General features: G+C 36.6%; 16 protein-coding genes. 6 read left to right on the top strand and 10 right to left on the bottom strand.

The genetic code is table 11. The features are described from left to right. Window positions 1-420: 420 nt before the first annotated feature. The 7 genes from KORDIASMS9_RS05090 to KORDIASMS9_RS05060 all read right to left on the bottom strand — a co-directional run bounded on the left by KORDIASMS9_RS05090 (window position 421) and on the right by KORDIASMS9_RS05060 (window position 7,425). The gene (locus KORDIASMS9_RS05090; RefSeq protein WP_114901804.1) at window positions 421-648 is read right to left on the bottom strand and encodes a hypothetical protein; all 228 of its coding nucleotides are present in this window, start codon (window positions 646-648) and stop codon (window positions 421-423) included. A 257-nt stretch (window positions 649-905) separates the two neighbouring features. Then, entirely contained in the window at window positions 906-3,065 is a 2,160-nt protein-coding gene (locus tag KORDIASMS9_RS05085; protein WP_114901803.1) for a prolyl oligopeptidase family protein, read from the bottom strand. 230 nt (window positions 3,066-3,295) lie between these two features. Next, window positions 3,296-3,691, bottom strand: coding sequence for a DoxX family membrane protein (locus KORDIASMS9_RS05080; protein WP_114901802.1), 396 nt, complete (start codon window positions 3,689-3,691; stop codon window positions 3,296-3,298). Window positions 3,692-3,970: 279 nt separating this feature from the next. Next, window positions 3,971-4,960 carry an aspartate-semialdehyde dehydrogenase gene (locus KORDIASMS9_RS05075; RefSeq protein ID WP_114901801.1) on the bottom strand — a complete coding sequence of 330 codons (990 nt, stop codon included), beginning with the start codon at window positions 4,958-4,960 and terminating at the stop codon, window positions 3,971-3,973. Between the two features lie 209 nt (window positions 4,961-5,169). Continuing rightward, window positions 5,170-5,577, bottom strand: coding sequence for a large conductance mechanosensitive channel protein MscL (gene mscL, locus KORDIASMS9_RS05070; protein WP_114901800.1), 408 nt, complete (start codon window positions 5,575-5,577; stop codon window positions 5,170-5,172). An 85-nt stretch (window positions 5,578-5,662) separates the two neighbouring features. Further along, on the bottom strand, window positions 5,663-6,772 hold the full coding sequence (gene alr / locus KORDIASMS9_RS05065; protein WP_114901799.1) for an alanine racemase: 1,110 nt from the start codon (window positions 6,770-6,772) through the stop codon (window positions 5,663-5,665). A gap of 8 nt (window positions 6,773-6,780) precedes the next feature. After that, a complete protein-coding gene (locus KORDIASMS9_RS05060) occupies window positions 6,781-7,425 on the bottom strand; it encodes a thymidine kinase (protein ID WP_114901798.1) in 645 nt (214 codons plus the stop codon). A gap of 102 nt (window positions 7,426-7,527) precedes the next feature. Between KORDIASMS9_RS05060 and KORDIASMS9_RS05055 the strand changes: the two genes are divergently transcribed. After that, complete coding sequence (locus KORDIASMS9_RS05055) at window positions 7,528-8,349, top strand: hypothetical protein (protein WP_114901797.1); 822 nt, start codon at window positions 7,528-7,530, stop codon at window positions 8,347-8,349. 301 nt (window positions 8,350-8,650) lie between these two features. Here the strand turns inward: KORDIASMS9_RS05055 and KORDIASMS9_RS05050 are convergent, their stop codons facing one another. Further along, window positions 8,651-12,712: a gliding motility-associated C-terminal domain-containing protein gene (locus tag KORDIASMS9_RS05050; protein WP_114901796.1), complete on the bottom strand. Its 4,062-nt coding sequence runs from the start codon at window positions 12,710-12,712 to the stop codon at window positions 8,651-8,653. A gap of 140 nt (window positions 12,713-12,852) precedes the next feature. Between KORDIASMS9_RS05050 and rsmI the strand changes: the two genes are divergently transcribed. Next, window positions 12,853-13,524, top strand: a complete 672-nt coding sequence (gene rsmI, locus KORDIASMS9_RS05045; RefSeq protein ID WP_114901795.1) for a 16S rRNA (cytidine(1402)-2'-O)-methyltransferase — start codon at window positions 12,853-12,855, stop codon at window positions 13,522-13,524. A gap of 163 nt (window positions 13,525-13,687) precedes the next feature. Here the strand turns inward: rsmI and KORDIASMS9_RS05040 are convergent, their stop codons facing one another. Further along, complete coding sequence (locus tag KORDIASMS9_RS05040) at window positions 13,688-14,122, bottom strand: glycosyltransferase (protein WP_114901794.1); 435 nt, start codon at window positions 14,120-14,122, stop codon at window positions 13,688-13,690. Between the two features lie 65 nt (window positions 14,123-14,187). Continuing rightward, window positions 14,188-15,372 carry a response regulator gene (locus KORDIASMS9_RS05035; protein ID WP_114901793.1) on the bottom strand — a complete coding sequence of 395 codons (1,185 nt, stop codon included), beginning with the start codon at window positions 15,370-15,372 and terminating at the stop codon, window positions 14,188-14,190. A 210-nt stretch (window positions 15,373-15,582) separates the two neighbouring features. Here KORDIASMS9_RS05035 and KORDIASMS9_RS05030 point away from each other — a divergent pair, with 210 nt between their 5' ends. The 4 genes from KORDIASMS9_RS05030 to KORDIASMS9_RS05015 all read left to right on the top strand — a co-directional run bounded on the left by KORDIASMS9_RS05030 (window position 15,583) and on the right by KORDIASMS9_RS05015 (window position 22,560). Next, entirely contained in the window at window positions 15,583-18,663 is a 3,081-nt protein-coding gene (locus tag KORDIASMS9_RS05030; RefSeq protein WP_114901792.1) for a hypothetical protein, read from the top strand. Then, on the top strand, window positions 18,660-19,871 hold the full coding sequence (locus KORDIASMS9_RS05025) for a hypothetical protein (protein WP_240321133.1): 1,212 nt from the start codon (window positions 18,660-18,662) through the stop codon (window positions 19,869-19,871). The genes KORDIASMS9_RS05030 and KORDIASMS9_RS05025 overlap by 4 nt, the downstream gene beginning before the upstream one ends. Further along, window positions 19,865-21,379 carry a glycoside hydrolase family 2 TIM barrel-domain containing protein gene (locus KORDIASMS9_RS05020; protein ID WP_114901791.1) on the top strand — a complete coding sequence of 505 codons (1,515 nt, stop codon included), beginning with the start codon at window positions 19,865-19,867 and terminating at the stop codon, window positions 21,377-21,379. The genes KORDIASMS9_RS05025 and KORDIASMS9_RS05020 overlap by 7 nt, the downstream gene beginning before the upstream one ends. Window positions 21,380-21,486: 107 nt before the next feature. Further along, a complete protein-coding gene (locus tag KORDIASMS9_RS05015) occupies window positions 21,487-22,560 on the top strand; it encodes a Fic family protein (protein WP_114901790.1) in 1,074 nt (357 codons plus the stop codon). Window positions 22,561-22,769 lie beyond the last annotated feature (209 nt).

Genomic DNA, 22,769 nt, shown 5'->3' with positions numbered 1-22,769 from the left:
AGAACTGCAAAAATACGGAGATAATCTTTGAAAATCTATTTTTTGGATTCTAGAATCATGAGTTAAGAATTTAGATTTTTAATTATTTCGCTGGCAATTGTTAAGCGATTAATCTTCGAGTAATTTTTTCAATGTTTCAGGATTCATTCCATTATTAAAAAAGGTGATGAGATAGATTTTATTAGCTGTTTTATCCTTTTTGTAGAATAAAGAAACATTTTTATGAATGATACACTTTTGCACTTCAAGGTTATCTTTTATAACTGGATGCTCAATTTTATCTTCTTGAATATTTTTTAGTGTCTGATTAGTTAAACTATGAAAATTTTTAATTTCCCTTTCTGTCCACCTTTAGATAAGATTTTCCAGAATTTCTATATATGTAATTTTTGCAAGTTTTGACCAAATAATTTCCATCTACTAAATTCCATACTTTTTACTAATTTCTTCCATAACTTGCTGATGTGTAAAAGTATTTCCTTCATCAACATCTTTTAAACCAGCTTCAATGAATAATTGTTCAGCTTCAGAAATAGCATATTCTGATTGATTCGTTTCTTTAATTTTTTTTAATTTGTGAATGATTGATTCGTCTTTCAAACTTACCAACCATTCCATCAATTTGTATTTTTCCAATTGCAAGTCCATAACGAAAACTTTATACTCAAAGATAGTAATTTTATACAGATTCATTAAAAATTGAGAAATGCGTATTAAAGAAAAAAATATGTTGCGTTTTAAAGTGGATTCCGCAACTGGTGAGGAATGACAATGGCAATACCAGTTTAACTATAAAACAAAACCGCCAAATTGAAGTTCAATTTGGCGGTTATGATAGTATTCATAGTATTTCTCGATACACTTCGACTCCGCTCAGTGTACTCGAAAAGATGTTTTGAAATGAATTAGTTCTTAAACTCTTCCAAAACTGCTTTGTTCGGCAATTCTGTAAAGCCCATGTTGAACAATGTGAAGCCGTAAATGTCTGCATATTGCTCAATGGTTTTTGAAATTGGCGTTCCTGCGCCATGTCCTGCATCGGTTTCAATACGAATCAGCGTTGGATTGTTTCCTGCTTGTTTTGCTTGTAATTCTGCTGCAAATTTGAAACTGTGCGCTGGTACAACTCTGTCATCATGATCGCCTGTTGTCACCATGGTTGCTGGATATGCTACACCTTTTTTTACATTGTGTACAGGAGAATAACCTTTTAGGTATTCAAACATTTCTTTGCTGTCGTCGGCTGTTCCGTAATCGTATGCCCAACCTGCACCTGCAGTAAATTTGTGGTAACGCAACATGTCTAATACACCCACAGCTGGCAAGGCAACTTTCATCAAATCTGGGCGTTGTGTCATGGTTGCACCCACTAACAATCCGCCGTTAGAGCCACCACGAATGGCTAAGAAATCACTAGACGTGTATTTTTCTGCAATTAAATATTCCGCCGCAGCGATAAAATCGTCAAATACATTTTGCTTTTGCATTTTAGTTCCGGCATCATGCCATTCTTTTCCGTATTCGCCACCACCACGAAGGTTTGCTACTGCGTAAATTCCGCCTTGTTCCATCCAAATGACATTTGCCACACTAAATGAAGGTGTTAGTGGAATGTTGAATCCGCCGTAACCATACAAAATTGTAGGATTTTTACCGTTCATTTTAATGCCTTTTTTGTGAGTGATGATCATTGGTACTTTCGTTCCATCTTTTGATGTATAGAATATTTGATTGCTTTCATATTCATCTGGATTGAAGTCAATACCCGGTTTTCTGTATACGTTTGAAGTTCCGTCTTTTGGATTGTACGTATAGGTAGTTCCTGGTGTTTTATAGTTTGAGAACGAATAGTATAATATTTCATCTTCTTTTTCACCACTAAATCCACTAGCACTTCCAACACCTGGCAACGTTACTTCGCGGACTAGATTTCCATCGTAATCGTATTGTAAAACTTTTGAAACGGCATCAACCATATATTTTGTATAAAAATAACCTGCACCTTTAGAAATACTGAGTACGTTTTCGGTTTCTGGAATAAAATCTACCCAATTTTCTGGAGACGGATTAGATGCATCTACGGTTATCACTTTTCGATTGGGCGCATTCATATTCGTCATAATGTACAGTTTAGAACCTACATTTTCTATGATGTTTGAGTCTGTGTCTGTATTGTCTAAAATTGTGACTATTTTGTTGTTTGGTTTTGACAAATCTTTCATGAACATTTTGTTACCAGAAGTAGAAATTGCTGCCGATATAAATAGATATTTACCATCTTTTGTAACGCCACCATATACATAGCGGTATTTTTCTCCCTCGGTATCACCAAAAATAACAGGATCATTTTTTTGCGAAGTTCCTAGTTTGTGGTAGTATAATTTGTGGCGATCGGTTTTAGCAGATAATTCACTTCCTTTGGGTTTGTCGTAACTTGAATAGTAGAATCCGTCATTTTTTTTCCATGAAATTCCTGAAAATTTAATGTCTACCAATGTATCTTCAATTACTTCTTTTGAAGCCACATCCATGATTACAATTTTTCGCCAGTCGCTTCCACCTTCTGAAATGGCGTATGCAACCGTTTTTTTGTCGTCAGAAAAACTCAATCCGCCTCCCATGGAAATTGTGCCATCTTCTGAAAATTTATTTGGATCTAAAAACACTTCTGGTTCTCCATCACCTTTTTGTCGGTAGATTACATATTGATTTTGAAGTCCATTATTTTTATAAAAATACGTGTATTCTCCTCGTATAAAAGGCGCACTTATTTTTTCGTAATTAAATAGTTTTTCATAGCGTTTTTTGAGCGCTTCTCTAAAAGGAATTTTGTCTAAATAGTCAAACGTTGTTTTATTTTGATCTTTTACCCAAGCTTCAGTTTCTTTGGAACGATCGTCTTCAAGCCAACGATATGGATCTTTCACTTCAGTTTCAAAATACGTGTCAACCACTTCTTTTTGTTGTGTTTCTGTGTACGTCACTGTGATGGGTTTTTTTTCTGGTTCTTTCTCGCATGAGAAGAAAAGTATTGCAAGAAAACTAATTTTTAACAAGTGTTTCATTAGTGTTTGTGTTTAATTTTTTTGTGTAGCATCGAATTTGCAAGAAGTTCTATGTTATGGTCGTGAATTCGGTGAGAAGCAAAGTCGGTTTGTACACAAATATTGGTTTGTTTCAAATTTAGGATAAAAAAACCACTTCGTTCAATTGGAAGTGGCTTTTAACAAAATGCTAAGGTTTTTACTTGATGTGTAAGGTGTCGTTGTTTACGGTTTGTTTGATATCAAATTTACTAATAGAACAACGGTTTAAATTGTGACCAATGTTTGTAAATGAGTATTATATTTAATGTGGCAACGATCAATGCACCGATCATTCCGCCAGATAAGTCCAAAAAGAAGTGAAAGAGTACAATATTTACAGAAATTGGCGCGAGTAAGATCAACGCAAAAGGCACCCATTTTTTAAGAATGAGCAATACGCCAACATATACTTCTATTGCACCAACAATAGGGAGCATATATCCAGAAGCATTCAATGATCCCATAAATTTTTCTGCTTCATTAGGCATGGAAGGTTGTGGTAAAAAGCCAGATTCCATAAAAATCATGACAAGTTTGTTGGCGCCAAATACAATAAGAATTAAGCCCAAAACAAAACGGATAATTTTGGTGAAGTTGGAGTTCATAGGTGTAGAATTTTGTGTTAGTGTAACATCAATATAAAAAAAAGATAGCGGATTTACTAACTATTTTCAACAACTAGAACTTCTGTAGTGATGTTTTAACTGATTAATTTTCAGTTTTTTGTATAAAAAAGAGGCTGTCTAAAAGACGAAATTTCGTCAAACCGAACTTGATTCGGTTTCTCATAACAGTTAGTAATCTGTTTGATGAGATTCTGAATCAAGTTCAGAATGACGGCTTTTAGAACTTTTAAGACCTCTTTTAACTTATGTTGTTTACAATTACACCAATTGATGCTTTACTAAATGTTGTGCAATTTGAACCGCATTGGTGGCAGCTCCTTTGCGTAAGTTGTCAGAAACGATCCACATATTGAGTGAATTTGGTTGCGAACCATCGCGGCGAATTCTTCCCACGAAAACATCGTCTTTTCCTTCGGCGTAAATTGGCATCGGATATACATTAACGTCTGGATTGTCTTGTACCACAATTCCTGGGGATTCGTGCAATAGTTTGCGAAGTTCATCCACATCAAAATCATTTTCAAATTCAATATTTACACTTTCCGAATGTCCTCCAACCACAGGAATTCGAATGGCAGTTGCCGTAATTGCGATGGTGTTATCGTCTAAGATTTTCTTCGTTTCATTCACTAATTTTACTTCTTCTTTCGTATAGCCGTTTTCAACAAATACATCGCAATGTGGCAAGGCATTTCTGTGAATTGGATACGGATATGCCATTTCTCCTTTTTCGCCAGCGTATTCACTTTCTAACTGTCGCACTGCTTTTACGCCAGTTCCTGTAATGGATTGATAGGTAGAAACCACAATACGCTTGATGGTGTATTTTTTGTGTAATGGTGCCAACGCTACCACCATTTGAATCGTAGAACAGTTTGGATTGGCAATAATTTTATCAGTAGCCGTTAATTGGTTGGCATTAATTTCTGGTACAACTAATTTTTTGGTTTCATCCATGCGCCAAGCGGAAGAATTATCAATAACCGTAGTTCCTACGGCTTCAAATTTTGGTGCCCATTCTAGCGAAGTATTTCCGCCTGCAGAAAACAATGCGATATCGGGTTTGGCGTCAATCGCATCTTGCATGCTTACAATCGCATACGCGTTTCCTTCATAGGTAATTTTTTTTCCAATAGATCTTTCAGAAGCTACAGGAATTAATGTGGTTACAGGAAAATTTTGTTCTGATAATACTTTTAACATTACTGTTCCTACCATTCCTGTTGCACCAACAACTGCTACTTTCATGTGTATATTTTTTTAAGTCTTTTTATCTGTTTCACAAAAACACAACAATCAATTATATTTTGATTGCATGTTTAATTTGGTAAAATTAGCAATAATTACTGGGCAAAATCGATAAATTTTTCTAAATATCAAATATTTAACAAAAAGTTATATTTAAAACAAAAGCCACTTCGTAACGAGTGGCTTTTTATAGTATGTGTTGAGAACTTTTATTTTTTCAATAAGTCTCTAATTTCTGCTAATAATTCTTCTTGAGAAGGTCCTTTTGGCGCTTCTGGAGCTGGCTCTTCTTTCTTTTTGGTTTTGTTGTATGCTTTTACAATGATAAACATTACCAATCCTACAATTAGTAAGTTTACGATCGTGTTAACCCAACTTCCCCACATAATTGCATTTTCGGGTGTAGTTACTTTTCCTGTTGCATCAACAACGGCTTCCGTTAAAATGATCTTCTTTTCTGAAAAGTCTTGTCCGCCAGTAAAATACCCAACAACAGGCATTACAATATTGCTTACAAACCCTTTTACAACGCCACCAATTGCGCCTGCCATAATTACGGCTACTGCGAATTCAATAACGTTTCCGCCAGTGATAAATTCTCTAAATTCTTTAATCATAATGTTGATTGTTAGTTATTATTGAATTTAAAAGTAATAAAAATTATGATAGTTTTCAATTTGTCGTTTGAAACTATTGTTCAGATTACCGAAGAAATACACGTTTTACTCGTTGAGAGACCGCTGTGAGGATTTCATACGAGATGGTATTTATTTTTTCACCAAATTCTTCTGCATTTTGCCCTTCTCCAAAAATAATGACTTCATCACCTTCATTACAACGGATTCCCGTAATGTTTACCATAATCATGTCCATACAAACATTTCCAACGATTGGTGCAGGTTTTCCATTGATAATGACATTGCCCACACCATTTCCAAATTGTCTGCTTATTCCGTCTGCATGTCCAAGTGGAATGGTTGCAATGGTTGTATAATCGTTGGCAATAAACGCGCGATTGTAACCCACACTTTCTCCTTTTTCGATGCGATGTATTTGAGAAATGACCGATTTTAAGGAAGCGACAGGTTGTAGGTGTTTATCGTATTTTGGATCGTTTCCAAAGCCATACAAGCCAATTCCAGTGCGAACCATGTCAAAATGTGCTTCTGGATAGTTTAAAATCCCCGAAGTATTGGTCATGTGTAACATTGGTTTGTAATTCAGACCTTTTTCAAACGCTTCACTAATTTCTTTAAAGAGTTGTATTTGATTTTGAGTGAATTCTTTTTCGTTCGGATCTTCTGAAGCGGCTAAGTGTGATAAAATGGAGACTGCTTTTATCTGCGATAGCGTTTTCAACTTTTTAATAACAAAATCGGTGTCTGTATGAAAAAAGCCCAAACGATTGAGTCCGGTATTAAATTTTATATGAACTGGATAGTCTTTTTTTCCTTGTTTGGCGGCTTCTTTAGCAAAAGCTGTAAACACACGATCGTTGTATAAACTGGGTTCTAAATTGTACGCAATGGCGTGTTTTAGATTTACAATTTGTGGATGTAATACTAAAATTGGCGTGGTAATTCCTGCAGCGCGCAAATAGGCACCTTCACGAATGTAGGCAACGGCAAAATAGTCAACGTTGAGTTCGTCTTGTAGAAACTTCGCAATTTCAACAGCATCACTTCCGTAGCCGAAAGCTTTTACGACGGCTAAAATTTTGGTACCTGTGTTGGTTTTTGATTTTAAAAACTCGAAATTATGTTTAAGCGCTTTAAAATTAATCTCTAAAACAGATTCTTGAATGTTTTGCATTATGGTAGTTAGTTGTCAGGTTGTTGTTTTGGAATGATTTCTTCCGCATCATCAACTTCAATCTCTTTCACTGATTCTTTGAGCATTGCTTTATAATAAGCAGCGCGGCTTAATGGTTCGTATTCATCAGTTTCTCCTAGCAAGACCAAATCGTCGCTTTTGGATTTTCTAAAACTGTATTGTGCTAGGTTTCCTGTTCGTGTGCAAACAGCATGTACTTTGGTAACATACTCAGCTGTTGCCATAAGCGCAGGCATGGGACCAAAAGGGTTTCCTTTAAAATCCATGTCTAAACCAGCAACAATAACGCGGATACCTTTGTTGGCTAAATCATTACAAACAGCAACGATACCATCGTCAAAAAATTGTGCTTCGTCAATTCCTACAACATCGCAATTGTCGGCTAATAATCGTATGTTGGCGGCGGCGGGAACAGGGGTAGAGCGAATTTCGTTTGCGTCATGAGAAACGACCATTTCCTCGTCATAACGAACATCAACAGCAGGTTTGAAGATTTCCACTTTTTGCTTTGCAAATTGGGCTCTTTTGAGTCTTCGGATCAGTTCTTCTGTTTTTCCAGAGAACATGGAACCACAAATAACTTCAATCCAACCAAATTGTTCTTTATGATTTACTGTATTTTCGAGAAACATTTTGTAATTTTCAAGTCGAAAACGAATTTATACTCGTTTTTGTAAAGGTGAACAAATTTATTAAAAAATCAAAGGTTATACAACGACATTAGTTTAAAAATTATGAAGAAAAAATTAGAAGGAGATTTAGTGAGTATCGCGCATCGAATCCTAAAATTAAAAGGTAAAGAAGATGTAGTTGCATTACACAAAGAAGCGAAAGAAGTTTTTGAAAAATTGTCTGTACTATTGTTTTTTGAAGAACAATTTAAAGATACGGTACCCGATTATGCAGATTCTTCTTTTTTCCAAACCTTAGAGAATGTGTACAATCATGATAAAGTAGAACAAAACGCTGAAGATGATTCTTTCACCAGACATCATTTGGTAAGTGAAGATCCTGAGCAAGACGATTTGGTAGCACCTTTAATGGAAACCATTAAGAATATGGTGGCCGAAATGCCAGAAGATGGCGAAGAAGATCCAATATTAGCAAAAGAAACTCCTCCATCACCTAAGCGTGAAACGCTAGAAGATATTTTAGCAGATGTAATGCCACAACCTACGTTTGTTAAAAGTGAAGAAGTAGCAGAAGCTGAAAAACCTGCGCCAACACCAAAAGTAGTTGAGACGGTGACGAAGGAAGTAAAAGCTGCTGTTGAGGTAAAAGAGGTGAAAAAGGAAACCAAACCAAAATCATTGAATGATCGCTTGAATACAGGAATTTCTATTGGATTAAATGACCGAATTGCCTTTACAAAACATTTATTTGATGGCAATCAAGAAGATTACAACCGCGTGATTTCTCAATTGAATACGATTGAAAGCGAAACAGAAGCCAAAGATTTTATCTACAATATGATCAAACCTGATTATAATAATTGGGCAGGCAAAGAAGAGTACGAAACACGTTTTATGGGAATTATTGAGCGTAAGTTTTCGTAGTTTGATTTTTTAGAAAGAGTTAACATGTATGGAATCTAAAGTGTTTCAAATTGGATTCCGCAATAAATGCGGAATGACAGAAAAAATAGATATAATTTCTGTATTCCCAGTACTTCTCGATACTATTTTCTATCGAAAATCACTCGAAGTGACATTTCGAGAAAATACAATAGTAGCGTCATGCTGAGCTTGACTCAGTATCACATACAGAGAGATTCCTGCCTTCGAAGGAAATCAAAGATTCGACGAAGTCAATGACAAAAATGTCTGATGATCTAAAAGCGTTAGCGGTCTAAAAAAATCAATAATTCAAATACACCCAGCCCGTTTTTTCAATGGTATTGTTTTGTAATTTCAACACATAAAAATACGTACCAACTGGCAAACGCCCATTTTTATTGAGTAACACCGTATTTTGATTGGCTTCACCATTCCAGTTATTAGTATAGTTGCTGGTTTTATAGACGACAGTCCCCCAACGGTTGAAAATAAGCAATTCATTGTCTATATAATTCTCTAAACAAGCAATTTCCCAAACATCATTTATCAAATCATTGTTTGGTGAAAATCCACTAGGAATTTGCAAACAATCTGGAAATGTAATCGCGGTTGCGCTATTATTTGCTGGATTGCTATCTACAGAAGATTGACTGATAATTTCAACAACATTCGTATAATCATCACCATCTACAACTGTTACCATAAGCGTTAAAGTGGCTGAATTTCCTGCGGCTACACTTCCAATCGTCCATAATTGTGTACTTTCATCGTAGGTACCATTACTTGCTACGTGTGACGCATATTCGTATCCGTTTGGCAATAGTTCTTCTATGATGATATTGGTAGCTTCTTCATTGCTATTGTTGGTGATGGTTATGGTAAATGTAACAGTTTCACCAATAGAAGGCATGTCAGTATCTACTGTTTTTTCAATTCCTAAATCAATACAAGAAACTGCGGTTACTTGAACCATTTCACGTGCAATGCCAGGACAATTATTTTCATTGATGATTTCTATTTCATAGGTTGTATCCAGAGTGAGAATTCCAGTTTCAAACATAGTTCCTGTAAATACAATTTGCGTAGGATTGGATGTTTCATACCAATTGTACGTGTAGGTTGCGGTTGGATTGTCAATCGTAATTGTAGCCGTATTTCCAATACAAACTTCTATGTCATCAATAGCCAAATCAATATCGTTGTGAATTTCAAAAACGGTAACTTCTAATTGTACTTCGTCATCATCTGCAACGGAGTCTCCTAAATCGTCAATATTAAAACTAGCAGTTACGTCGCTATCAATGTCAAAAATGCTTGAAGCAGTTATTTCTGCCATAGTTTCATATTGATTGTTAGTAGCATCAACATCTAAAATTATAGTCGTAATTTCGGCGGTAAATGTATTGTTGCCGGCTGTACCAGCAATGCTAATTCCAGAAAGTTCCCAAATTCCTGTGGCACTTGTATACGTTCCGCCTGCATCATCGGAAAGATAACTAAAGCCTAAAGGATTTAAATAATGTTGTATGGCGACATTTTCTGCATCGTCAGGACCATTATTGGTAATGGTGAGCGTAAATATAGCTTCATCACCTTCACAATATTCTGTTTGGTTGGGCGCGAGTGAAATTTCTAAATCAGCACTTGGCGGAATTGGCAAAACATTCAACGTAGCAAGTACTGCACTGGCGTCAATATTATTCAAGTTTGAGAAATTGGCAAATTCATTCGTATAGAAACCGCTCGTATTTGAAGTAACGACAACGGCAAATGTACAACTAGCAACGCCATCAGGAATGATCAAATTGGCGATTCCCACGAAAGTGTCATTTGTCAATCCGACAAAATCTGCTGTAGCGCCATTATCGGCTACCCAATACGGATCGCCCGCTAAGACGATTCCCGCAGGTAAATTATCCGTAAAAGAAATGCCTGATTGTGCTAAATTTCCAGGAACATTGTCAATAGTAAATGTCAACACAGAGGTTTGCATTTCCATAATTTCGTCGGGTGTAAATGTTTTACTCACCGTTGGCGATAATACTTGTACGCTTGAAATAGAGATATTTGTGCTTTGATCAGATTCTGCATTGTTCGCAGGATCGGGCTGTACTTCGGCAACGTTTGTAAACGAACCTCCAAAACCAGGCGCTGTTACTGGAATGACAATTTGTATGGTTGCATCAGGCTCTAGTAATGGGATGATTCCCGAAACTTCATTCGTAGTTGTATCTACCATAAATGATGAAATACACGTGGCATTTCCAGTAGTTACAGTACATGTGGGCGTTCCTGTGATTGTAAAAGCGTTGTTTACAGTGGTCGTAAATATGGCATTGGTGGCGGTGGAACTCGAAATGCTATTGGTAATGTCTACAATCCAATTAAAGTTGGAGTTTACAGGCGTTGTCGGTTGCGAAGGAAATGTTTGAATGATCAAATCTACACAAGAGGTAAGGTAACTTGTCTCCGTTACCGTTATGGATGCATTATTTAATCCAGTAATATTCACTGTAGCAGCATTTGTTACTGGTGTTACCAAACTAGAACATGCAGGATTCCAATTTACGACAACTTCAAAAGTAACGGAGCTTCCTGCGGGAAGCACCCAATTTTCAGCTTCTGTAATTTCCCAAAATACGTCTCCTGTTGCAGTAAAAGGAGTCCCAATATTGGCGTTTGGTATCGGAACACAAGTTGCGGTTCCAGTTGTGGCAATACAAGTGACCGATTGTAAAATACCCGTAGCAGAAGTAGTACCTCCATAAAAATCAGCTAAACTGACAGGAATGTCATTCAAGTTATTATTTTCAACTGTAATATGATAAGTAATATCGCCCCAAGGAACTGGGTTGCTTTCAGAACTTCCCAAAGGCAACATAGGAGCTACTTGTGTTTTTGTAATACTTACTGCTGTCGGAGTGATACAATCAGCAGTTCCGAGCGCTTGCGGCAATGTGATCGTATCAAAATCATTATTGTCAACGTCATTACAATCAATATGTTGCAACATGTTGACGGTGGTTCTAAAAGGCGAATCATTAACACTATCAGTTGGACATTCAGGCTCTTGATATTGTACAATGGTTTCAATCACAATGATCGCACCTACGGGAATAGAAAAATTGTCTACTTCCCAAAATTGATCTGTGGTATCAAAGTTAATATCAGCACAGGTGACGCCACCAGTAGCACTAATACAACTAATAGAAATAAAATCCCAAGGGATTCCTAAGTTTTGAAAAAAGAACTGAATTGTCGTATCTAACGGACCATTATTGGTCAATGTCGTTTGGTAAGTCACTTGTTGATCCCAACCAGATAAAACACCGCCAGGCGTAGGATTTATTTGCACGGTATCAATGGAAACATCGGTACACGGACATACCGTAGAATCTAATAAATTGGTGATTTCTATATTGGATTGATTGGATGCAGTATTGGCTTCCGACAATGTGATTTCTGCAAAACTTTGCATCCTAATTAACTCAGATTCAACGCCACAATCACCTTCTGTATATTCAAAAACGGCACTAAAAGTGAGACTAGATTGCGAAGGAAAAATTAGTTCTTGATCGTATTGATATACTTCTTGAATGGGAACTACCAACGTTGGGTTTTGTGGAAAAATCCCCAAATCTAACGGACAATCCACACCATTTGTGGCAGCAATACAATTTAGTGATATGAGTTGCAATGTGGCAGAACCATTAACTGAATTAGACGCCAATCCTTGAAATAATCCAAAATCATCAATCGGATACTGAAATGCACCATTATTAGTAATGGTAAATTCATACGTAACCTGATCGCCCCAAGCAGAAATTCCTGTTCCAGATACAGGATTCACTTGTTGGTATGTTACCGAAAAATCTAATGGCGCATACGTGACATTCATAGAAATAATGGACGTATTTCCATCAGGAGCTGTATCTGTAGTACCATTGGGTGGAGTAATGGTTGCAGTGGTAGAAATTCCTCCAGAAACTTTGGGTGCTCTCACCAATATTCGAATCTCTACACTAGAAGCATTGGGTAAGTTGGGAAGCAACGCTGTCACTGTTCCCAAAGTAGGATTGTATACCAAATTTGTAGCATTGGCTGCACCACCAACGGCATTTTGACTTTCTATAGCTAACGCAGTTACATTCGGAGCTAACTGTTGTGTAAATGTGGCATTACTCACGCCATTGCCAGAGTTACTTATGGTAGTTACATAATAAAACTCTTGAAAAATTACAATGTTTGAAATTGGTGTTCCACTAAGATCAGTAGCTTCTATACTTGCAGATAAATCTGTGGTTTGACTCCATCCAAAAAGTGAACAGAACAGAAAGAAGATGGTTAAATATCGGTTTTTCATAATTACTGTAAAGATGGGAAAATTCTGAAAAGGTTGCGTATATAGAACAATTAAGATATCAGAATTACTACTTTTTATACAGTAATGGTTATTTTTGGACTGAGAATAAACTCAAAATTTCAACGACTAAACTTGTATTGATGAAACTTTATATTGTGCCAACACCTATTGGAAATCTCCAAGATATGACTTTTAGAGCTGTGGAGGTTTTACAAAATGTCGATATGATTTTGGCAGAAGATACACGTACGAGTGGAAAGCTGTTGAAGCATTTTGAAATTACGACACCAATGCAAAGTCACCACATGCACAACGAGCATAAAACGACCGAAACGTTAGTGCAACGCATGAAAGCAGGCGAAACTTTTGCTTTAATCAGCGATGCAGGAACACCAGCCATTTCTGATCCTGGGTTTTTGTTGACGCGCGCCTGTATTGCAAATCAAATTCCTGTAGAATGTTTGCCTGGAGCCACAGCGTTTGTGCCAGCACTAGTCAATAGCGGATTGCCCAATGATAAATTTGTCTTTGAAGGATTTTTGCCCGTGAAAAAAGGCAGACAAACCCGATTGAAGCTTCTTGCAGAAGAAACACGCACCATGATTTTCTACGAATCGCCACACAAATTGGTCAAAACCTTGGGACATTTCTGTGAATATTTCGGCGAAGACCGACAAGTTTCAGTTTCCCGTGAACTTACCAAACTCTACGAAGAAACCATTCGCGGTACAGCGAAAGAAGTCTTAGCGTACTATCAAAACAAACCACCAAAAGGTGAAATTGTTGTGGTTGTGGAAGGGAAAGGGAAATAGAACTAGTTTTGAGATATTAGTAGTGAGTATTGAGATTTTTAGATACGGCTTTGCTTTAGGCTTGTTCCCGCGTATACGGAAACCTCTTAGATTGCTACGCTTTTAGACTTATTAGAAATTATGTAAATAAAACAATTCGAGGTAAAATTACAGTGACTCAGAATCAAGTTTGAAACTCCAAAACACCACGCAACGAAAACACATTCTTTTGTACAATACGTTTGGTTTTTTGAAACAAACCGGTCACTATACCTTTTTCTTGTTGAATACTAGCAAACACCTTTTCAAGTGTTAAAAAATCCTCAGAAACATAGGTTTTCAAACACAAAATAAAAGGCAAGTCGTGTGCGCTATTCAAATACCGAATGCCTGCTTTGACGGCAGCATCATGACCGCGATTCTTCTTTACATCAATCACAGAAATCGACAGTTCGGCTTCTTCTTGAATCTCTTTTAAAAGTGCAAATGTGTTGTCGGTACTTTCATTATTCACCAAGCAAACATTCAGTTTTACATTTTGCGAAAAAAGTTCAATAAACTTCTGTACGTCAATAATATTTTCATCATTACGGAATATAATTAGAATTCCAATCTTCATTAGGTAGGGTTTTAAGGTTTAGGGGAATCTTTGGGAATTGGGGAAACGTGTGCTATTTTTACAGGCTAAGCAATCTCAAAATCAGTATTTATAGCTTCAGTTGAAACTTTTTTTTTGCGATTGTAATACCAAGCAATCTGTCCTAACTGACCAATAATTTTGATCGAATCTTTCATAGACAACTTAGAACCATCTGCGTGAATCCAACGTTTCAAAGGCTGCTCGCACATCATTGCTCTAGCGTTGTCCAATCCGAAATGAATTCGCATGCGCATAAAAATTTCTACATCAAACAACCATTTGGTAATAAACTTCTTGTCGAACGCTAAGTGAATCACATCTTTGTGAAAAATTTTGGCGCCACATTGCGTGTCTTTAAAATTCATGGATAAAATGGTTCGAATGATCAAATTAATCGTCATACTAATCACTTTACGTGCCGATTCTTTCGTAATATTTGCGCCCATTCTGCTAATTCTTGAGCCGCTTACAATCTTAAAATCAGAGTTTTCAATCGTCGAAACCAATTCGTCAAAATCTGCCAAATCGGTAGACAAATCCGCATCCAAAAATCCAATATAATCCAAATCAGCTCTTTCCGCCATGTGCAACATTCCCAATCGAACTGCTTCTGCTTTTCCACCGTTTTTCTCACAATCGTACACGGTTACAAAATCCTCTCTGCCTTTCTGTAACTTGTGTAAAACATCTAGCGTATTGTCTTTGCTTCCATCATTCACAAAACACAAATGATACCCAGAATTACGATCCACAAAATCGGTAAATTCTTTACTTAGCAAACGTTCGGCTTCGTTATAACACGGAATCACAACACCGACACAACGTTGTTGAATCATTACAGTTTCTGTAGCAATATCAGCCGTATTTTCTGGAACACCAATCAATCGTTTCACACGTGCACAAACCTCATTTAAGCTCAAAGGTTTCTTCATATAATCATTCACGCCTAAATCAAAACCTTTTGTGATTAAATTATCATCGGTATTTCCCGATAAAATCATCACAGGAGTATCATCTTTTCTAATAGTTCTGATATGTTGTACAATGTCCATTCCCGAAACGGTTGGCATATTCATATCTACGATCACCAAATCTGGCTGAAACATATCGTACATTTCAACAGCTTTTAGGGCGTTGGTTTCTGTCAATACTTGATATCCCAATGCCTGTAACCTGCTTTCTAAAGGAATTAATACTAATTTCTGATCGTCAATCGCTAAAATTTTCATTGCATGTAGTTTTTAATTAGACTATAATTTTGTGTTGTATTCGAGAGGTTTTCCGAACGACTTACAGGTCAAAAGTAGGTCGGATTCGCGGTCAATTTTATCCAAAACACCTTAAACGAACCTATCCTTAGACGAAATGCAATTTCCTTTAGTCCAATTAAAAAGCAGACAGTTTATCTTTATTTCATCGAAAAAGCATTGCATCTCATGATGAAAAAAACGACGAACAAACTCTTACTAATAGCACTACTTCTTGCAGTGGTGTTTCACGGTACGTCTATTTTTTTCACGCTCGAAACTACGTATGATGCGTTAATCCATTTATTCTTTGCCGATCATTACGCCAACAGTTGGTTTGAACCTTGGAACTACAAATGGTACACAGGATTCACAGTCATGAGTTATCCGCCGTTAGTACATCAATCTATTGGCGCGTTGTCGTTTATTGGCGGACTCAAATTTGGATTATTTACAGTTGCGATTATTGCCATCATCCTATTTATTACAGGTGTTTATCGCTTTTCGTTACTGATGACAGGAAACAAAAAAGTAGCAGGATATGCCGCTATTTTAGCCGTTTTCTCTTCATCTTTTGTGGAAACCTTGCACATCTTTGGACAATTGCCAAGTATTGTGGGAATTTCGGTTTTAATGCATGCCTTGCCAGAGATTTATCTTTGGTTAAAAACAGGCAAATACAACTATCTTTTTACGTCGCTTTCGCTGATTGCGGTGACAGTAACTTCTCATCATGTAACGCCAATTTTTGGAATGATATTCTTCATATTTCCATTAATCGGAATGGTGATTATGGACGTTTCCCGTGAACGTGTCAATACTATGAAAGAAGTCACATTCAACGTTTTTTGGAAAAGCTTTTGGAAACTTTTCAAACGCATCATTGGTTTTGGAATGTCTTCTTTGGTAATTATTGTCGGATGTATTTTACCCTACTGGATCAACTCAAAAAACAACCCGATTACGCAAGTGCCCATTCCGCACGGTTCGCGTGATCATTTCCTAGAAATTACCTCATCTGGACTGGTTTTTTTCTTAATTCCGTGGGGAATTTTGCTGTTTTTATTACCATACATTTTCTACAGATACTACAGCAAACGGTATTTATTTTTCGGTTTGTCAATCACCTTACTATTTGTGTTAGGAACAGGCGGAACAACACCAATTCCACGCATGATTTTGGGTGAAACCGCTTTCAATATTTTAACTTTAGACAGATTCACCTTGTGGGCTTCCATCATGTCGTTGCCGCTTTTTGGCGAATTTGCCTATCGTTTTGCAGAAGCAGATTTAAAAACGTATTTCCAAGAAAAATTTGGTGCCATGTATCACCGAATTGTTGGCGGCGGATTGGCAATGTTATTCGTCTTTATGACAATTTTTACAATGAGTTTGGGCTATTTCCGTCCATCACAACCACAAAAAATCAACATGTTGCCCATTGTGAATTTTCTCAATCAAGATCAACACGATCAATGGCGGTATTTAACTTTAGGTTTTGGCGATCAAATGGCGTGGTTATCGGCACAAACCAACGCGTTCACTGTGGATGGAAACTATCATTCGGCGCGTCGTTTGCCTGAATTGACCACACGACCTATAGAACGTTTGGAAAACTCTAAATTCAAAGGTGTTGCCGGAATTGGTTCGTTGCAACAATTCCTCACAACCCCCGAAAAATATAACTTGAAATACATTTTCTCTAACGATAAATTTTACGATCCAATTCTCTATTTCTGTGGCTGGCAACGCTTGTCACCGTTAGAAAACGGCATCATGGTTTGGGAAAAACTGAATGTTCCGCCATTATCTTCCATCTTACCAAAAGATGAGGTTGCTACTTGGCAAAAATTGATTTGGGGAATCATTCCGTTTCTGACAGTGATCTTGGCAATTTTGTGCAACATTCAACCCATTTTTCTGAGATACATCCAGCGAAAGCGAACAGACGAACAAGCATATATACAATACCACAAAAGCTACACAAAATTTTCAAGCAAACTTGTCACCATCAATCATGTTTGGGCAATTCTTTTGATTGGAATTTTGGCAGTTGGAAGCTACCAATTCTATATAAAAAACGATGCGCAACGTTCGCCTGAAAATGTAGTAAAAGCCTATTACGATGCGCTTGATTTCAAACAATTTGAAACTGCTCACAGTTTTATCAATCCAAAAAATAATCTGACAATTGCGCAGTACATGTTACAAATTTCGGCAACAGATGGTTTGTTGAGTTCATACGCAAAACTAGACGCGATAGCAACAAAAGTGACCACGGAAACAGATAGTTTGGCAACACTAAAAGTACTCACAAAGTGGATTACACCGTTGGAAAAAATTGACAAAACAACTTACAAAACTGTTGTAAAAATAGATGGAAAATGGTTTTTAGAAGCAGAAAAAGTGACTGCCGATTTGCCGCCAGATCAATTATTTTCCAATAACAAAACAGCCTATTTCAATCACGGACGCAGACGCATTACAACGGAGCAAACGTATCATGAAGATGTGTTAAAACAACCTGTTTTAGAGATCATTACGGCAAAATTAGTCAAACGAAATGGCCATTATGCTATTGTGGGCGAAGTGCAAAATATTGACAATGTGCCTGCGGATGTGGTGCTAAAAGGAACATTGTACACTAATGAAAATGTGGAATTGGCAACGTATAACGCCAAATACCACATGAAGCACAAATTGATGCCGAAAGAAGTGACTTCCTTCCGAATCAACTTTGAAGGAATTGCGTGGTCGAAAACGCAAGATTCCATTCCTGAAACCTTCAATCCGGACGAATTTACGCCTGTGGAATTTACGGATGTACCAACCAAATTCAACTTGCAAGCCGCAGGAAACGTTTCTGGTTCGGATTTGTATAAAAATTTGGTGTTGAGTCAGCTTCAAATTGACAAAAAAACCATCCATGGAAACCTGTTCAATAGCGGTTTGCAAGAAATTACGATTCCGCAAGTATTGATTTCGTATTATGATGAAAACAAAGAACTTTTGTGGGTTGATCATCAATTTTTAGATCGTGGAATTCGCCAACAACGCAAACACGCTTTTCAGTACACAATCTTGCAAAATGATACCATTCAAACCATTAGTAAAAATATGGAAAACTGTTACGTAAACGGTTTGCCAAATGCGGATATTTCCAATAAAATCATCCCAAATAGAAAAAATAAAAACCAGTTACAAGCTATTGAAAATTCAATCTACAAATATGTAAAAATTGAACTCAATGCGTATATCGGAAACCCAAAATGATGAAATATAGCTACTTTTTATACTGTTTTCTACTATTTGCGTCAAGCGCGAATGCACTCGGAGTGAACACCACCGAAACGATTCAACTAGAAACTTCGCAACAAAAATTCACGGCGGGCGAAACCGTAGTATTAACATTTTCTGGAACGCAAGATCCTTCTATTCTGTTGTATTGTGCCAACAGTTACGGAACGACTTTAGTGTCTCCGAAAGTGCAAAAAAATCAACTACACTACGCGATTCCGACACAAATGTGTAACAAAATTGGCGTTGTCAACTGGAAATTGTTAGAGAACACAACTTCGCTTTCGGGAACGTTCCACATCATTCCACAAGCAAATCCTGTGTCTTTGGAAACTTATGTTGGTCCGCCAAGTATCGAAGCTGGCGAAACCGATTATACGATGTTGGTTGTGATTCCAACAGATGCGTTGGACAATCCTGTAAAGGCAAAAACGGAAGTCACTATAAAACGTCAATTTTTAGCAAACGAACAACAGGAAATTGTGCAAACCAACCATTTGATTGCGTATCAAAATCTCTATTCGCCACAAAAAAGCGGCAGAATGTTGCTCGCTACGGAATGTTTAGGATTGAATTCCAAAGAATTTACGGTAGAAATCATGCCCGCAATTGCTACCGATTTTGAAATTTTCGCCAAACGTTCTCACGAATACGCAGACGGAAATCAAATAACCACGTTTACCACTTCGATCTTAAAAGACAAAAATAACAATGTCGTCAGCGATGGCACTTTCGTGGAATTTATCATTACAAACGCCAATGGAAACTTACTAAAAACTTCGGGAATGACGATTGACGGTATTGCAACGGCAAAAATGTTGCATCCTGATCGTGCAGCAACTTGGGACATTCAAGCATTTGTGGTAGGAATTTCGGAAAGCAACACAATTTCGCTCACGTACAAAAAGGTCATTGAAAATTTTACCGTTTCGTTCTCAGAAAATAACAGAAATATGGAAGTTGGTCCGTTGCGAAGCTTTATGAATCAACTCATTCCCGATGGTTTGCAAGTGACTTTAAAAGTTTCCCAAAATGGAAAAATTCTTGAAACCTACCAAAAAGAATCACGCGATGGATTTGTCAATTTTCAACTAAATCCGAATAGTTGCAGCAACGGAAACTACGATTTCGAAATCACAACCGCAGGAATTACAAAAACCATTCAAAACAAAAAACTATGGTAACAGCAGACAAAAATATCATGCGTAGCTTTTTGGTGTTGACGTACGTTGTCATCATTTCCATGCTCATTTTCTTGATCAGTAGCGCGTTTACCTATCTCAATACAGGCGCGGACAGAAGCAAAATGTTGCACACGGAAGTGAAAAAAGCAGATGTGTATTTGCCAAAAATGAATTGGGCAAATGACGGAAATGAAGGTAGAAAGCTAGACAATCAAACCTTGGCGAAAATTGAAAGTGATTATCTAAATGCTTGGTATGTAAAACATGTGGCGTACAAAACCAATCAAACCATGGGAATTGACGATTATTATACGGAAAACGCGCGAAAAAATGTGATAAATTTCGTTTCGCAAAATCAGCAACAAAACATATCTGTACATGCTACAACATTGTCGCACCAACCCAATATTGAATTCTTTAGTGAAGACGGACAACTCATTGTGTTAACAGATGAAAACGTGTTGGAATACAAGCAGTTATACAAAGATGGAATGTTTGTGATGGAAACTACGGAAACGGCAACATACAAAGTTGTTTTACTCTTAGAAGATGGTTTTTGGCGTGTGCGGCATTTGGTCAAAGAAAGTGTGCAAACTGATGAAAAAGTTGCGGAAACCCAAGCGATTTCTAACCTGCATATAAAAGGAATCAATTACTATCCGCAAGCAACGCCGTGGGATATGTTTGGCGATCAATTTGACCTAGAAATCATCAAAAAAGACTTCGATATTATGAAAGATGCAGGTTTCAATACGATCCGAATTTTCATTCCATACGAAGACTTTGGCAAAGCAAATGTAAAAGAGGAAAAGCTGCAAAAATTACAGCAAGTGTTAGATGCTGCCGAAAGCAAACAACTCAAAGCGGTGGTGACACTTTTTGACTTCTACGGAAATTATGAAATTTTAGATTGGACACTAACACAACGACACGCAGAAACCATTATTTCCAACTTTAAAAACCACGAAGCAATTTTAGCGTGGGACATCAAAAACGAACCCAATTTGGACTTTGAATCGCGTGGAAAACAAAACGTATTGGCTTGGTTGGAAAGTATGATTTCGCTTGTAAAATCTATTGATAACCAACATTTGACTACCATTGGTTGGTCCAACACGGAAAATGCACATTTACTGCAAGATAAGCTCGATTTTGTGTCTTTTCACTATTACAACGCTGCTGCAGATTTTACGCAGGAGTATGCCAATTTAAAGTCAAAAATCATTGACAAACCTATTGTTTTAGGCGAATTTGGACAATCTTCGTATGGCGGATTTTGGAAACCATTTGCAGGATCGGAGAAAAAACAAGCCAACTATTACAAAGAAATGGAAGTCGTTTTAAAAGCAGAAAATATCTCGTATATAGCTTGGACTTTATACGATTTTAAAGACATTCCAAGTTCGGTTGTCGGCAATCGTCCTTGGCGAACGAATCCACAGAAAAAATTTGGACTTATTGATTCGGATGGGAAGAAGAAATTGGCTTTTGAGGTTTTGGAGGAGTAAACGGTATAACTTCTAAGCGATTCATTTTTGAGACAAAAAATCTCAAAACCTCAAAATATGTACTTTATTTTGTATTTTTGGTACATATAACACATATACGGGATAAAATGCACCAGGTAAACAGCCTTGATAAATTACCACCAAAAAGAGAGAAAGTAGAAACTTTAAATACACTTAGACAGCTTAGTATTGCATCAAAATCATTAGGAGAGTTAAAAGGAATAGCACAAACGATGCCTAATCAAGAGATGCTAATAAATGCAATAGTTCTTCAAGAGGCAAAAGATAGTTCAGAAATTGAAAATATAATTACTACACAAGACGAATTATACAAAGCACTAACAATAGCTCAAAAACAGACACCACAAGTAAAAGAGGTGATCAACTACAGAAAAGCAATTTTTTTAGGATATGATTTATTGCGTAAGCAAGGTTTTTTAAAATTGAAAGATATTGAGCTTTTACAAAAAACAATTATAGAAAATGATGCTGGAATAAGAAATATGCCCGGAACTGTTTTAAAAAATGATACAACTGGAGAGGTTGTGTATACGCCACCACAGGAGAAACAAGTAATATTAGATTTATTGGGTAATTTTTTAGAACATTTTAATCTAAAACAAGACAATTTTCCAGTGTTAATCAATTTGGCAATATTGCATTATCAATTTGAAAGTATTCACCCTTTTTATGATGGAAATGGTCGGACAGGACGCATATTAAATATTTTGTATTTGATCATAAATAATTTTTTGGACATTCCAATTTTGTATTTGAGCTCTTATATAAATGAAAACAAACATGATTACTACAGGCTTCTAAATAAAGTTAACAAGTCCGATGAATGGGAAGAGTATATTCTATACATTTTGAAAGCAGTTGAAATAACGGCTAATAGAACAATAACTAAGATTGCATCAATTAATGCGTCACTATCGGAAACAATAGAAATAGTAAAAGCGAAAGAGCCTAAAGTGTACAAAAAAGAACTTATTGAGTTACTATTTGAACAACCATACTCAAAAATTGAATATGTAGTAAAAAAACTAAATGTAGAAAGAAAAGCTGCATCAAGATATTTGAATAAATTAGAAAAAATTGGAATAGTGACTTCTAAAAAAATTGGGAGAGAAAAAATTTATATTAATATCAGATTATTTGAAATACTCAAACGAAATTAATTTTTAATAGGTTCAAATGTTAGCTCTTAGATAAGCAAGAATGACAGAATATTTAGCAGCGTCAGCAATCTAAAAGACAATTCGTGGTGAAAAAGAATTGAGAAGTTAGTATTGAGTATTGAGCGTTTTTCAAAGTACGATTCGTTTTTCACGAGTAACAGATTGCCACGTGTTTTTTTTAAACACTCGCAAGGACGTATCAAATAACA

Origin of the sequence: Kordia sp. SMS9 (assembly GCF_003352465.1) — a bacterium.
In the GTDB taxonomy this organism is placed as follows: Bacteria; Bacteroidota; Bacteroidia; order Flavobacteriales; family Flavobacteriaceae; genus Kordia.
This window is presented reverse-complemented; position numbering and strand designations above follow the sequence as displayed.

Coding starts and splice junctions, on each gene's coding strand:
- rsmI (WP_114901795.1), top strand. CDS start 12,853: ATGAAACTTTATATTGTGCCAACACCTATTGGAAATCTCCAAGATATG.
- KORDIASMS9_RS05050 (WP_114901796.1), bottom strand. CDS start 12,712: ATGAAAAACCGATATTTAACCATCTTCTTTCTGTTCTGTTCACTTTTT.
- KORDIASMS9_RS05080 (WP_114901802.1), bottom strand. CDS start 3,691: ATGAACTCCAACTTCACCAAAATTATCCGTTTTGTTTTGGGCTTAATT.
- KORDIASMS9_RS05015 (WP_114901790.1), top strand. CDS start 21,487: ATGCACCAGGTAAACAGCCTTGATAAATTACCACCAAAAAGAGAGAAA.
- KORDIASMS9_RS05035 (WP_114901793.1), bottom strand. CDS start 15,372: ATGAAAATTTTAGCGATTGACGATCAGAAATTAGTATTAATTCCTTTA.
- KORDIASMS9_RS05090 (WP_114901804.1), bottom strand. CDS start 648: ATGGACTTGCAATTGGAAAAATACAAATTGATGGAATGGTTGGTAAGT.
- KORDIASMS9_RS05085 (WP_114901803.1), bottom strand. CDS start 3,065: ATGAAACACTTGTTAAAAATTAGTTTTCTTGCAATACTTTTCTTCTCA.
- KORDIASMS9_RS05030 (WP_114901792.1), top strand. CDS start 15,583: ATGAAAAAAACGACGAACAAACTCTTACTAATAGCACTACTTCTTGCA.
- mscL (WP_114901800.1), bottom strand. CDS start 5,577: ATGATTAAAGAATTTAGAGAATTTATCACTGGCGGAAACGTTATTGAA.
- KORDIASMS9_RS05075 (WP_114901801.1), bottom strand. CDS start 4,960: ATGAAAGTAGCAGTTGTTGGTGCAACAGGAATGGTAGGAACAGTAATG.
- KORDIASMS9_RS05040 (WP_114901794.1), bottom strand. CDS start 14,122: ATGAAGATTGGAATTCTAATTATATTCCGTAATGATGAAAATATTATT.
- KORDIASMS9_RS05055 (WP_114901797.1), top strand. CDS start 7,528: ATGAAGAAAAAATTAGAAGGAGATTTAGTGAGTATCGCGCATCGAATC.
- KORDIASMS9_RS05060 (WP_114901798.1), bottom strand. CDS start 7,425: ATGTTTCTCGAAAATACAGTAAATCATAAAGAACAATTTGGTTGGATT.
- alr (WP_114901799.1), bottom strand. CDS start 6,772: ATGCAAAACATTCAAGAATCTGTTTTAGAGATTAATTTTAAAGCGCTT.
- KORDIASMS9_RS05020 (WP_114901791.1), top strand. CDS start 19,865: ATGGTAACAGCAGACAAAAATATCATGCGTAGCTTTTTGGTGTTGACG.
- KORDIASMS9_RS05025 (WP_240321133.1), top strand. CDS start 18,660: ATGATGAAATATAGCTACTTTTTATACTGTTTTCTACTATTTGCGTCA.